Consider the following 14,625-nt stretch of genomic DNA (forward strand, 5'->3'; position numbering starts at 1 on the left):
TTTCCTTTACTATATTAGATTACATGCTTATCTTTTAACTTGCCAACAATATAGCTAACTGCTTCATCTGGAGAATCAGGTACAACCTTCTCGCCTGCACCCTTTCTTACCTTATCAGAAGCCTTTGCAATCTTTGTTGGTGAACCTTTCAGACCAAGGTTTGAATCATCAACATCTACAAGGTCTGCTCTGCCAAGTGTTGTGATCTCTGCATTAACTGCATCGAAGATTCCACCTGGAGTCATGTATCTAGGCTCATTTAACTCTGAAAGTGCTGTTACAAGGCAAGGCATCTTAGCCTTTAACATATGATATCCATCATCATACTGACGCTTAACGATTACGGAATCTCCGTCAACCTTGATCTCCTGTGCATATGAAATAACTGGAATTCCAAGATGCTCAGCGATCTGTGGTCCAACCTGAGCTGTATCTCCATCGATAGCCTGACGACCTGTAATAATAAGATCATAATCAAGCTTTCTGAGTGCTCCTGCGATTGTTGTTGATGTAGCCCATGTATCAGCTCCACCAAGAACACGATCTGTTACAAGAACGCCCTTGTCAGCGCCCATAGCGATTGCTTCCTGAAGAACATCTGCAGCCTTTGGAAGACCCATTGTAAGAACTGTAACTTCTGCTCCATACTGATCCTTTAATCTAAGTGCAGCTTCAAGACCTGCCTTATCATCAGGGTTCATGATTGTAAGCATTGCTCCTCTGTTTAATGTACCATCTGGGTTAAACTGAACGCCACCCTTTGTATCAGGTACCTGCTTTATACAAACTATAACCTTCACGTTAAGTACCTCCTAATTATTTTAATAAGTTTGCAGAAATAACCATACGCTGAACTTCTGAAGTTCCTTCGTAGATTTCTGTAATCTTAGCATCACGCATCATACGTTCTACATCATACTCTTTGATATAACCATAACCACCGTGTAACTGTACGCACTTTGTTGTTACTTCCATAGCTACTTCTGCAGCATACAGCTTAGCCATAGCAGCTTCTACAGAGTATGAAGTCTTGTGATCAGCCTGGTACTGCTCTTTCTTCTTAGCTGCCTTGTATACCAGTAACTTAGCTGCTTCAACCTTTGTTGCAAGATCAGCAAGTACAAACTGAGTATTCTGGAACTGAGCGATTGAACGACCAAACTGCTTTCTTTCCTTAACATAGTCGATTGTGATATCAAGAGCACCCTCAGCAATACCAAGAGCCTGAGCTGCGATACCAATACGACCACCATCAAGTGTATGCATTGCAATACCAAATCCCTTGCCCTTCTGTCCGAGAAGTGCATCCTTAGGAATACGACAATCTGTGAAGATAAGTTCATATGTGGATGAACCACAGATACCCATCTTGTTTTCTTTTGTTCCGAATGTAAATCCCGGAGTGCCTTTTTCTACGATAAATGCTGAAATCTCTTTCTGCTTTCTACCACGTTTTTCAATTGTACCTGTAACTGCAATGATAATATATACATCTGCTTCTTTACCATTTGTAATGAAACACTTAGATCCGTTAAGAACCCACTCATCACCATCAAGAACAGCCTTTGTCTGCTGACCCTGTGCATCTGTACCAGCACCCGGCTCTGTAAGACCAAATGCGCCAAGCTTTCTACCGGAAGCAAGATCTGGGAGGTACTTAGCTTTCTGATCTGGTGTACCGTATGTCTGGATTGGATCTACACACAGAGATGTATGTGCGGAAACAATAACACCAGTAGTACCACAAACCTTTGAAAGTTCCTCAACACACATAACATATGTTAAAGGATCACAACCCTGTCCACCATCTTCCTTAGAAACAGGTATTCCTAAGAAACCATACTTTGCCATCTTCTCTACTGTCTCTCTAGGGAATCTGTGATTTTCATCAATTTCCTGAGCAAGAGGCTTTACTTCATTCTGCGCAAATTCTCTGAATAAGTTCTGCGCCATTTCATACTTCTTGTCTAAAGCGAAATCCATTCTATTTCTTCCTCCATAAATATATTTATCAGTCAATTACTGAGCATCAACTGGTGTCTTTGTGCGGTCAGCATTGTATACATAGAATCCCTTACCACTCTTAACACCAAGGTTGCCGCCACGTACCATCTTACGAAGTAATGGACATGCACGATACTTGCTGTCGCCTGTCTCGTTATAGAGTACATCCATAATAGCAAGACAGATATCAAGACCAACGAAATCACCTAATTCAAGAGGTCCCATTGGATGATTTGCACCAAGTTTCATAGCTGCATCGATACCAGCGATATCTGACACACCTTCCATCTTGATAAATGCAGCTTCATTGATCATTGGAATCAGGATTCTGTTTACAACAAACCCGGCAGCTTCATTTACCTGTACAGGTGTCTTACCGATCTCTTCTGAGATCTTAACGATCTTATCAACAGTCTCTGCCGGTGTGTTAACACCTGCGATAACTTCGATAAGCTTCATTCTGTCAGCTGGATTGAAGAAGTGCATACCGATCATAGGACGGGTAAGACCATTTCCAATCTCAGTGATGGAAAGTGAAGATGTATTCGATGCAAATACACACTCTGGCTTGCAGATCTTGTCAAGCTCAGAAAATGTTGTCTTCTTAACTTCCATATTCTCGAAAGCAGCCTCTACGATAAGGTCGCAATCTGCGCATAAGTCTTCCTTAAGACCTGGAGTGATGCTGGCAAGAATACCATCAACCTTCTCCTGTGTCATCTTTCCTTTTTCAACAAGTCTGGCATAACCTTTAGCGATCTTGTCCTTACCGCCTTCAGCCCATTCCTGCTTAATGTCGCAAAGTGCTACTTCATATCCATCAACCTGAGCGAATGCCTTAGCAATTCCCTGACCCATGGTTCCTGCACCAATAACGCCAACTTTCATTTTAATATCCTCCTAAAAATTATTTTTAAGCAAACATGAGAAATTCATATACGTTTCGTTTGACATGCTCACTTTGGTATATCAAACATTTAGGATGGTTGATTTCGATTTCAAAATAACCACCCTAAACGTCAATATCAAGATTGTTGATTTATTTATTCTGGAAAGGAACAACCTTTAATTTCTTTTCCTTATCTTTCTCAAGGAAGTTGCCCATTCCTGCCTTCTGATCCTCTGTCTCGAAGCAATCGCCGAATAATTTCTCTTCTACAACGATTGCCTGATCCATATCAACCTGTAATCCATCATTGATTGCTTTCTTACAGTTACGAACTGCAATCGGAGCATTTGCTGCGATGATAGAAGCCATCTTCTTAGCTGCCGGTAATAACTCCTCTAATGGATATACAGCATTTACAAGACCGATTCTGTATGCTTCATCAGCTTTGATATTTCTTGCTGTGTAGATCAGCTGCTTTGCCATTCCTGCACCTACAAGACGGGCAAGTCTCTGGGTTCCACCAAATCCAGGTGTGATTCCAAGGCCAACTTCAGGCTGACCAAATACTGCGTTCTCAGAACAGATTCTGATATCACAGCTCATGGAGATCTCACATCCACCACCAAGTGCAAATCCATTTACGGCTGCGATTACAGGGATTGGGAATGTCTCGATCATTCGGAATACGTCATTACCCTTTTTACCGAAAGCTTCGCCTTCAGCCTTTGTAAGTGTTGACATCTCTCCGATATCTGCACCTGCTACAAATGATTTCTCTCCTGCACCGGTAAGTACAAGACATCTTGTTGTATTCAGGTCAACAGCTTTGAATGTTGCATCCAGTTCTTCAAGAACTGTGCTGTTTAATGCGTTTAATGCCTTTGGACGATTAATAGTGATAACACCAACAAATCCGTCCTGTTCATATGTTACAAATTCCATCGTTTATCTCCTTATATAGAAATGTAATATGGTTTTTCAGCCGACCGGATTAGTCTTCGATCTTAACAACTGTTGAGCAGCCCATACCACCGCCGATACAAAGTGTAGCAAGACCTGTCTTAGCACCCTTTGCCTGCATCTCATGAAGAAGTGTAACAAGGATACGGCATCCTGAAGCTCCTACTGGATGTCCAAGTGCGATTGCACCACCATTTGGGTTAACCTGCTTGTCAACATCAAATCCAAGATCCTTAGCTACTGCAACTGACTGAGCTGCAAATGCTTCGTTTGCTTCGATGATATCGAAATCTTCGATCTTAAGACCTGTCTTAGCCATTACCTTCTTTGTTGAAGCAACTGGTCCGATACCCATGATAGATGGATCAACACCACCAAGAGCACCTGCTACCCATGTAGCCATTGGCTTAACACCAAGTTCTTTAGCCTTTTCTTCGCTCATAACAACGATAGCTGCTGCACCATCATTGATACCTGAAGCATTACCTGCTGTTACGAAACCATTTGGATTGATAGTTCTGAGTCTTGAAAGTGTCTCAACTGTTGTACCAGGTCTTGGTCCCTCATCCTTCTTGAACTCAACCATCTCTTTTTTCTTCTTAACCATAACTGGAACGATCTCTGCGTCAAATGCACCTGACTCCTGAGCTGCTACAGCCTTCTGCTGGCTCTTTGCTGCAAACTCATCAAGTTCTTCACGAGTAAGTCCCCACTGCTCACAGATGTTATCAGCAGTCTTGATCATATGGTAATCATTGAATGCATCCCAAAGAGCATCATGTACCATTGTATCTACAAGTTTACCATCATTCATTCTGTATCCGAAACGTCCCTGCATTACAGCATATGGAGCCATTGACATGTTTTCCATACCACCTGCTACAACGATATCAGCATCTCCTGCTTCGATCATCTGAGCAGCCATATTTACACAGTTCAGACCTGAACCACAAACAACGTTAACTGTAACAGCAGTTGTCTCAATTGGAAGACCAGCTTTGATTGATGCCTGACGTGCAACATTCTGTCCAAGACCTGCCTGGATTACACAACCCATATATACATGATCTACCTGATCTGCAGGAACTCCTGCTCTGTTTAAAGCTTCCTTGATAACGATTGAACCAAGTACTGGAGCTGGTGTTGTACTTAATGATCCGCCCATAGTACCGATAGCTGTACGGCATGCGCCTGCTAATACAATTTTCTTTGCCATAATAATGAAATCCTCCGTATTTTTTTATAATGTAAGTGTTATATCATGGTACATTCATGCTGTAAATGGCACAATAATGACCATTATTGACATAACAGCACACTTTCTGGCTACATTCTAGCACAAAAGAAAGTACCACGCAACCAAAAATGAAATGCACGCATTAGAAATCATTATTTTTTCATTTCTGGTTATTTTCTTAATTTTATATAAAATATCAGTGTTTTTTCTTTCCTGTTTTCTGTTTTTGATATTTTTTATCATTTTGTCCTGCAGGTTTCCCGGTTCTGCTGTTTCTGTTATCCTGCCCGGATTTATAACTTCCTGAATTTTTACCGGATTTATCCTGTTTTCTATGATTACTGTTCTTGTTATTCTGATTCCGTGTTGCCTGTCCTGACGGATTCTTTTTATGGACATCTTTATGTCCCGAAGTATTCCTATCCATCTTTCTTGGAGTTATCAGACAATGCTTTTCGAATCCGATCAGATCTGTCCGCCCTGCCTTTATCAGAGCTTCTTTTACCAGATCATAATTCTCCGGTCTTCTGTACTGGATCAGTGCACGCTGCATTGCCTTTTCATGTGGATCTCTCGCCACATATACCGGTTCCATCGTTCGCGGGTCTACCCCTGTGTAATACATACAGGTCGAGATTGTCGATGGTGTTGGATAAAAGTCCTGTACCTGCTCCGGCATATATCCGATATCACGGATGTATTCTGCCAGTGCGACTGCATCTTTTAAAGTAGAACCCGGATGTGATGACATCAGATACGGTACTGCATATTGTTTCAACCCATACTGTTCATTGATTTTCTCATATTTTTTTATAAATGTCTCATATACCTGATTGGATGGTTTTCCCATGTACTTCAGAACATTATCTGAGATATGCTCCGGTGCAACTCTTAACTGTCCACTGACATGATACTGGCAAAGCTCCCGTAAAAAGGTATCATCATGATCTGCAAGCAGATAATCAAATCGTATACCGGATCTTACAAATACCTTCTTCACACCGGGTATCTGTCTTAATTTACGGAGCAGCTCAACATAATCTTTATGACTGGCATTCAGGTTCTGACATGGTTTTGGAAACAGACATTGTTTATTCTGACACACACCATATTTCATCTGTTTTTCACAAGACGGATGTCTGAAATTCGCTGTAGGTCCTCCAACATCATGAATATATCCTTTAAACTCCGGATCTTTCGTCATGTGCTTTGCTTCTTCAATGATTGATTCATGGCTTCTGGTCTGAACAATCCTGCCCTGATGAAAAGTTAGTGCACAGAAGCTGCATCCGCCAAAGCATCCACGGTTGCTTGCCAGACTGAACTTCACCTCTGCTATAGCCGGAATTCCCCCATCCTTTTCATGCATTGGATGATAGGTGTTCATGTAATCATACCCATATACGTCATCCATCTCCATCTGCGTGAGCGGATATGCCGCAGGATTCTGAACAACATATCCCCGGTTGCCATATCCTTCCACCAGCACTTTTCCGGAATATGGATCTGTATTGATATACTGTGTATAAAAGCTTTCTGCATATTTTAAACGGTCTTCCTGAAGTGCTGCATAATCAGGCAGGATCACCGGAGCTTCTACACAGGACAAATCCTTTGTCTTGTAGACTGTTCCTCTGATAAATGTGATATCCCTGACATCTATTCCGCTGTCTAACGCATCTGCAATCTCAACCATGCTGTGTTCGCCCATGCCATAGGAAAGCAGATCTGCCTGTGAATCGATCAGAATTGAATGCTTTAATTTATTTGACCAGTAATCATAGTGTGCAAGTCTTCTGAGACTTGCTTCAATCCCACCAATAATGATCGGAACATCCTTATACGTTCTACGGATCAGATTGCAATATACCACTGTTGCATAATCCGGTCTCAGCCCCATCTTTCCACCGGGAGAATAGGAATCCATACTTCTGTGTTTTTTTGAAACAGTATAATGATTGACCATAGAATCCATATTGCCACCGGAAACCAGAAAACCAAGTCTTGGTCTGCCGAATACATCTATACTCTTATCATCTTTCCAATCCGGCTGTGGAATCATACAGATCTTATATCCATGTGCTTCCAAAACTCTGCTGATAATTGCCGGACCAAAAGAAGGATGGTCCACATAAGCGTCTCCGGTAATAAACACGAAGTCCGGCTGTTCCCATCCTCTTTCTATCATATCTTTTTTATTCACCGGCAGAAAATTATGTGTATTTGTCATTTTCTTTTCTCTGCTTTCTATGCTTCTTCTTTTCTTGCTGCAATATCAACCGACATACCGGCGCCAAGTGCAACTGCTTCTAACGCTTTATCAGAAACATACGTATCAATTCCCGTTTTTTCCTTGATCAGCTTATCCATTCCATACATCAAGCTGCCACCACCGGTCAGAACAATTCCATTTACCGATATATCCGCGACCAGCTCCGGCGGAGCCGTCTCAAGTACCCCGTGAATTGCCGTCAAAATATGAGAAGTTGTATCTGCAAATGCTTCTATTGTCTCATTTGCGGTGATCGTGATCGCCTTTGGAAGTCCCTTGATCAGATCTCTTCCCTTTACAACATAGGTGATGTCCTCCGGCCTCTCATAAACCGATCCTACCGCTATCTTTGCTTTCTCCGCAGTCTGTTCTCCGATCAGAAGATTATACTTTCTTCTGATATAACGGATCATCGATGCATTGTAATCATCACCCGCTGCTTTGATCGACTGACTTTCAACTGCTCCACCAAGTGATATAACCGCAATATCCGTTGTACCTCCTCCGATATCTACGACCATATTTCCTTTCGCTTCTTCAATATCAACAGCAGCACCGATTGCTGCCGCAAGCGGCTCTTCCATAACATAGACACTTTTTGCACCCGTCCTGTAGACCGCATCCTCGACCGCTCTTCGTTCAACCTCCGTTACCCCACTCGGAACGCAGACACAGATTTTCGGTCTGCCAACTCCGGTCCGTTTCTCCATCGCGCTACGGATAAATACTTTTAACATTCGCTCTGTAACAGTATAATCTGAAACAACTCCCTTTACAAGCGGTCTTACGACCTCGATTGACTCCGGTGTCTTTCCGATCATCTTCTTCGCTTTATTTCCAATCGCAATAATGCGCTTTGAGTTTTTTTCATATGCTACAACAGATGGCTGGTTGATGACTACTCCACGACCTTTAACATATACCAGCACATTTGAGGTTCCCAAATCTACTCCAATATCCATACTATCTTATATCTCCTTAAAGTTATCCCGGCAGTTGTCAAAATCTACTTTAAATACAAATCTTGCCTCATCGCCGCACAAAAAAGTGCCAAGTTTACAATAATAAATATTATAAACATTGGCACCATTTTTTTCAACCAAAATATAAGCTGGAAAATACAATCATACGACTGCTATTTTTCTTTCTTATTTTATATCCGTCTTCATAACTTTCTTTGCTTCTGCATTTCTTGCATCTGCACGTTCGATTGCTTCATCGATAGCTGTCAATAATCTGTCAATATTACCAGATTCCATTGCCATAAGTACATTTTTAATATTGCCATCAATACCATCTTCATACTTATAACCTTTTTCAATGATATATTCTTTGGCAATGACGATCATATTTTCTTCCTTGATCTGATCGAAATATACTCTGTTATTGAAACTTCTCGCCTGTGTCATATTATCTGCAAGCATCTTGCTGAGTGCAACTTTTTCGCCGGTAAGAATAACTTTTACATCATTCTTTTCTGTGGAACAAAGATCAACCATTTCTTTGAAACGCTCCGGTGTGATCAATCCGGCACTTTCAACGATCAGACAGCCACCCTTCAGTTTTGTAACTGCACCTGCAAGTTTACCACTGTTGATTACTTTTGCCTTTACTTTTGCCTTTGCAGGAGATGTACAGAAGCCAAGGTCATAATAGCACTCTGCAAAATCTTCTCCGATTTTGGCAGAACCAAATCCATGTAATCCAAGGATTACCAGGTTCTTTGACCTCTTTGGATCAACCTTCATAGTCTGAAGAACATTTACAATCTGTGCTCCCGCAGGATTTACACACAGATATTTATACAGATATTTTGCTTCTGCAGGTAATGCTTTCTTCATTTCCTGATTGATCTCACTCTGTTCTGCTTCTACAGCAGCTTCATCTGTTGCTTCTAATGAAACATCAATCTTTGCAGCTTCATCCAGTTTTCCGGCTTTCAAGAGTTCCGCCTGTTTTCTTGCTTCCTCTTCCTTCTTAACTGCTTTTTCAAGCACTTTTGCTGCCGCTGCAGCTCTGCTTGTAACTTCTTCTAACTGCTTCTTTGTACTGATTTCTTCTTTTAACAGAGAATCAAGATCATGTTTCTTCTTTTCTTCTGCTTTCTTAACTGCTTCTTCATCTGCAGCTTTTCTAGCTACAATACGTTCTGCCTGTTCCGTCTTAAGATCCGCAATCTTCTTCTTTAATTCTTCTTCTTTCTTCTTTGCAACATCCAGCAACTTCTTTGCAGCTTCTTCTGCCTTCTTCCGGGAATCAGCAGCTTCTTTTTCTGCTGTCATTGCAGCAGACTGAACCTTTTCAAGTTCTGCAGCCTCTCCTGTTGCATATTTTTCTTCCTCATCTGCAAGGAATTTCTCATGCGCATCATCTCTGGCTTTCTTTTCTTTTTCCAGATTATCTTTACCATCTGCTGCAGTCTTTTCGGCATTCTGGATCTCAACTTCTTCTTCGATCTTAGCCTTTTCCAGAATCTGTTCAGCTTCTTCCTCTGCATTTTCAGCCTTTGAAAGCAGATCTTCCGCTTCAACTACCGACTTCTTTGCAGCATCCAAAGCCTGTTGTGCCTCTGCCTTTGCAGCCTTGAAGGATTCTACATTTTTCTTTGTTTCTGCAATATCTGCATTTGTAGTCTTCTTCTCTTCATTAAGCGTATCAATTTCAGACTGATGCTTCTTCTTATCAGCCTCGCCCTTGGAAATTCTGGCTTCAGCCGCTGCCTTTGCAGATCTTGCCTCCTCCAGTTTCTTTAATGCTTCTGCTTCTTTTGCTTCTGCATCCTTTAAAGCTTTCTTTGCTGTATCTATTGCTTTTGCTGCGGAATCATTATTGTTCATTGCAGTCTTTAACTTGGTCTCACTTTCAGCAAGTTTATTTTCAAGTCCCGCAAGCGCCTTCAATGACTCAGATTCCATCTCAGTTGTATTCTTAAGATTCGATGCTGCCTCTTCTTCTGCTTTCTTTGAATCAGTAAAGATAACGCCAGCACGCTGCTTGTTCTGTTCTGCATCATCCATCAGCTTCTTAGCTTTGTCATTCTGCTTTTCTTTCTTCTCCTTAGCAGCTTCAATTGCTTTCTTCTTATCTTCCTCAAGCTTGGTTGATGATGTTTCAGCATCTTTACATGCTTTCGCATATTCAGCTTCATGCTTCTCGATATTTGCCTTCTTTGCATCTGCCAGCTTCTTGATCGCTGCATCTGCAACAGCCTGCGCATCATTGATGATCTTTGTCTTAATGGTTTCAGGATCGCATTCCTTTAATACCTTATCAGACTCATTCTGTGCCTTTTTGTTTGTATCCTCAATCTCTTTCTTGATCGAAGTTACCTTTGAATCCAGCTCTGCATCTTCTTTTGCAAGGAGTTCTTCATCTGCCTTCTTCTTTGCATCAAATTCAGCCTTTACCTTGTCATCATAAGCAGCCTTCTTCTTTGCACATTCTTCCAGTTGAAGTTTTAATTCTTTTTCTTCTTTCTCTGAATCTGCAATGGTCTTCTGAGCGGTCTCAACAACATTCTTTGCATCCTGTGCTTTCCGTTCAGCCAGTTCGATTGCCTGCTTCTTCTTTGTTTCAGCCTCGATCCTTGCTTTTTCTACAGCAGCTTTCTTGCGGGCTTCCTCTACTTTCTTACGGTTTTCTTCTTCTGCAGCTTTACGCTTGGCTTCTTCCTCTGCTTTCTTCTTAGCTTCCTCTTCTGCTTTCTTCTTAGCTTCCTCTTCTGCTTTCTTCCTAGCTTCCTCTTCTGCCTTGATCCGTGCTGCTTCTTCTTCACTTGTCTCATCTATATTTGACAGATTCTCAATGCCGGCACCAAGGAAATCATCATCATCATCATCTATATCATACATGGACGAAACATCAGATGCGTTTTTGTTTCTGTCAGGTAAAATACTGAACAAGTCACCATTTTTATCATTACCCTTTGGTGTCTTTACTTCTTTTACCTCAACATTCTTTCCTGGTGTCCATTCTGCATCATCTGCAGCAACAGAAGACATATCATCCTCATCAAAACGTACAGAATCATCTGTAAGTGTCTGTTTCTCTGCTTCACCAACTTTACTAGGTGAAAGGGAATCATCCACCTTACCTTTAATATTTAATGAAGCGCCAAGCCACTGCCTGCGTCCTCTGTTTTTCCGGACAATCCGCCTTCTGAAGGTACACTGCCAAGTCCGCCACCAAGTCCGCTTCCTAAACCGCTGCCAAGTCCGCCACCGAGACCTTCTCCCAGTCCGCTTCCTAAACCGCCGCCAAGTCCGCCAAGGCCTTCATCGGCAATACCACCAAGGTTAAGACTGATCTTCGGCATTTCCTGCTTGTCATTCTTATCCTCTGTCTTTGCTTCTTTTGCTTCACCCTCTGCCTCTTTATTTGTATCTGGCTTATTAGTTTCTGCTTCGTTGTTCTCTGTCTCTTCAGGCTTATCCTCATGAACAATACCCAATGCTTCTTCTCTCTTACGTCGTTTCTTCTCCTCAATACGCGCAAGTTCTTCAGCAGACAAAGTCTTATATTGGCTCTTGCTTCCACTATCTGAAGACTTCTTTTTATTACTGCTCAGATTTTTCAGTGCCTGCTCTTCTTCCAGTCTCTTCTGCTTTGCAGCTTCAGCGGCTCTTTCTTTTTCAAGCTGTGCCTTTATCGCAGCAATCATAGCTTCTGTTTGATCTACAGCCAATTTGTACGCCTCCTTCCACATTATCAAATAAAAAATAATATTTATATATTAATCTAATTATTTGTCATTCCTCTTAAGCTTGTATTTCTTCTCCTGTTTTTTATCTAGGTGCTCAAGCTGTTCTTTTCTGTTATCTTCTTGTTCCGATATCACCTTCTCATCAGATGACAGATCCGCGTTTTCGACGTCTGTTTCATCTTCAATCAGGTTAACAAAGCTATCACTATGCATATTGAAGTAGTCTGTATTTGATGCATATTTGGTTCCAAGCTCTATACCAAGTCTTGCCAGTAATTCATCTGCCTGATTAATAAGCTGTTCTTCTTTTTCCAGATTATCTGACATTTTTCTGTCATATTCAGCCTTCATATCAACCGTTTCTTTCATCAACTCTACAACTGGAGGTTTGTCGCTGTTATAATCCGGAAACAGACTTGAACGAAATATCGGGAAGTCCCGTCTATGTGCCGTTTTTTCCGATTCAATCCCGTATTCTGGTTCTTGTTCCGTTTCAGATTCCGGATTGACCTCGGCCTCTAAATCCATTTCAACCACAGCTTCAGAATCTATTTCAACATCCTTCTCAGCTTCCGTCTTACTCTCAGATTCTTTCTCAGAATCAGCCTCAGCTTCGACTTCTAATTCTGATCCAGGATCGGAATCAGCCCTAACCTCCACTTCCGGCTCGATTTCTACTTCCTCTTCAGCTTCATTCTCTGTTTCGGCTTCCACTTTTGTGTCAGATCCAGTTGCTGCTTCGATCTCCACAATATCATCATCCTCATATGCCTGTTCAAATGAATCATCTTCCCAGGTATCTGCGTCAAATGTATATTCATCAAGCGACTGAATCGCTATATCTATATCAAACGGATCATCAGAAGTTGTTTTCTCCATTGTATCCGTTGATTCTAACTCCAGTTCCTGATTTTCCTCCAGCATCTCTGCCTTTTCAGCATCTTCTGCAGGCTCAGCGGTTTCTGCTGTTTCTTCAAGCTCAGATTTCTCAGTTTCTTCTACTTCCTCTATAACAACAGAATCATCATCTTCCCCGGCCGCCCTGGCGTCTCAGCACTATCGGCATCTTCTTCATTCGATTCTGATGTCTCAGGTTCTTTAGCATCTTCTGTCTCCGCCTCAGTAATCTCATGATCTTCAACAGATTCCGTATATTCTGATTTCTTCTCAATCTGTTGCTCATCGGTTTCAGATTTTTCAGGTTCTTCCGATTCAACATTCTCAGGTTTCTCAACATCTGAAGCGTCAGTTATATCTTCAGATATAATCTCTTCCGGAGCTTCTTCGAGAATCTCTTCTGTATGTTCATTCGATGGTTCCGGCATGATTGCATCATCCACATCTACCATCAATACAGAATCATATTCTTCGTTATCAAAATCAAAATCGTCAACGCCATCTTCAAATGAATCCTCTGATAATTCATCCAGACTTCTCGGCTTCTTCTCATCCCCTGTAGGATCAGCAACCGGTTCTGCTTCAGCTTCCATGCCATTCTCAGCGACAGTTTCATCAGATTCCGGATTTACAATCTCGCCAAGAAGCTGATCACGGTCTACTTCTGAGTTCTCCTGCTCCGCAAATGCTTCCTCAATTGCCTCTTCTTCTTTCTTAGACATCCGGTTCTTAAGGAACCACTTTTTCTTTCCGGTATTCTCTTCCTGATCAGAATTCTCCGGAGTATCCAATACTTCCTGATCTGTCTGTTCTTTCTGCTGTTCTGCTTTTTTTTCCTGTTTCTGTAACTTCTTGGATTCTTTCTTTTCTTTCGACTTCAGAAGCATCTGTTTAAACTTCATAGAATTCGTAACTGGTTCCCGATCCTCAACCATCAATGTGATCTTTGGATCTTTCGGATGGATTCTCAAATCATCTGCTTCTAATACTTTCTCTTCCATCAGACGGACATCCTGCTGCGCGATATCGTCATCCATTGCTTCCGTTTCAGGATAACAATAGATGGCTTTATCAACATCATATAATTTCTCTCTTAACTGATTCACCTTGTCAATATAAGATGAACCTTTATAAGTTGCACAGAACATCTCGGCTTCCGACTGGAATTTTTCTTCATTTCCCATTGCTTTATACAATAAAAGCATCTCAAAATCCCAGATATCACTTGTTTCTTTTTCATTTGCCGATATCAGAATACCATACAATTCCTTGTATGGTTTTCTTTCTGCTTTCGCAAGCATATATTCGATCCTGTATGTACCCGCATCTTTTTCATTCTGATTAAATTTATATATTTCATAATAGGTATTTGCCAGTGAATAAAAGCCCATGGATAAATATACCCGGATCAGAGAATATATGATCTTATTCCCTACAGGTGCCATAGAATGTGCTTTTACAAGAGCAGCACGGGCTTCCTGATACCGCCCGTTTTCATAATAAACTTCACCACAGATCTTAATAAACTGTGGCGAAAGGGACTTGGTCAAATCCTGATGTTCAAGTATATCCAAAGCAAGACTATAGTCTCTGCTTTCAGCCAGTTCTTTAATTTTATTCACACTTGACATACTTATTCCAGTACCCATCAAACCATACTCCTA

At 41.4% G+C, this 14,625-nt stretch carries 11 protein-coding genes; all 11 read right to left on the reverse strand.

The features are described 5' to 3' along the window. Window positions 1–14 precede the first annotated feature (14 nt). The 11 genes from DXA07_RS04820 to DXA07_RS04870 all read right to left on the reverse strand — a co-directional run bounded on the left by DXA07_RS04820 (window position 15) and on the right by DXA07_RS04870 (window position 14,610). Window positions 15–800: an electron transfer flavoprotein subunit beta/FixA family protein gene (locus DXA07_RS04820; RefSeq protein WP_008400713.1), complete on the reverse strand. Its 786-nt coding sequence runs from the start codon at window positions 798–800 to the stop codon at window positions 15–17. 16 nt (window positions 801–816) lie between these two features. Beyond that, on the reverse strand, window positions 817–1,983 hold the full coding sequence (locus DXA07_RS04825) for an acyl-CoA dehydrogenase (protein WP_008400712.1): 1,167 nt from the start codon (window positions 1,981–1,983) through the stop codon (window positions 817–819). Window positions 1,984–2,019: 36 nt separating this feature from the next. Further along, entirely contained in the window at window positions 2,020–2,892 is an 873-nt protein-coding gene (locus DXA07_RS04830) for a 3-hydroxyacyl-CoA dehydrogenase NAD-binding domain-containing protein (RefSeq protein ID WP_118483654.1), read from the reverse strand. A gap of 151 nt (window positions 2,893–3,043) precedes the next feature. Continuing rightward, the gene (locus tag DXA07_RS04835) at window positions 3,044–3,835 is read right to left on the reverse strand and encodes an enoyl-CoA hydratase-related protein (RefSeq protein WP_008400710.1); all 792 of its coding nucleotides are present in this window, start codon (window positions 3,833–3,835) and stop codon (window positions 3,044–3,046) included. A gap of 49 nt (window positions 3,836–3,884) precedes the next feature. After that, entirely contained in the window at window positions 3,885–5,069 is a 1,185-nt protein-coding gene (locus DXA07_RS04840) for an acetyl-CoA C-acetyltransferase (protein ID WP_008400709.1), read from the reverse strand. A 217-nt stretch (window positions 5,070–5,286) separates the two neighbouring features. Next, on the reverse strand, window positions 5,287–7,320 hold the full coding sequence (locus tag DXA07_RS04845; RefSeq protein ID WP_118483655.1) for a YgiQ family radical SAM protein: 2,034 nt from the start codon (window positions 7,318–7,320) through the stop codon (window positions 5,287–5,289). A gap of 17 nt (window positions 7,321–7,337) precedes the next feature. Beyond that, on the reverse strand, window positions 7,338–8,324 hold the full coding sequence (locus DXA07_RS04850; RefSeq protein WP_021943771.1) for a rod shape-determining protein: 987 nt from the start codon (window positions 8,322–8,324) through the stop codon (window positions 7,338–7,340). Window positions 8,325–8,510: 186 nt separating this feature from the next. Continuing rightward, window positions 8,511–11,450, reverse strand: coding sequence for a hypothetical protein (locus tag DXA07_RS04855; protein WP_118483657.1), 2,940 nt, complete (start codon window positions 11,448–11,450; stop codon window positions 8,511–8,513). 14 nt (window positions 11,451–11,464) lie between these two features. Further along, a complete protein-coding gene (locus DXA07_RS04860) occupies window positions 11,465–12,046 on the reverse strand; it encodes a hypothetical protein (RefSeq protein ID WP_118483659.1) in 582 nt (193 codons plus the stop codon). Window positions 12,047–12,103: 57 nt separating this feature from the next. Continuing rightward, entirely contained in the window at window positions 12,104–12,988 is an 885-nt protein-coding gene (locus tag DXA07_RS04865) for a hypothetical protein (protein ID WP_118483661.1), read from the reverse strand. Between the two features lie 83 nt (window positions 12,989–13,071). Further along, a complete protein-coding gene (locus tag DXA07_RS04870; RefSeq protein ID WP_118483663.1) occupies window positions 13,072–14,610 on the reverse strand; it encodes a hypothetical protein in 1,539 nt (512 codons plus the stop codon). Window positions 14,611–14,625 lie beyond the last annotated feature (15 nt).

This window comes from Clostridium sp. AM54-37XD (assembly GCF_003478225.1).
Taxonomy (GTDB): domain Bacteria; phylum Bacillota; class Clostridia; order Lachnospirales; family Lachnospiraceae; genus Coprococcus; species Coprococcus ammoniilyticus.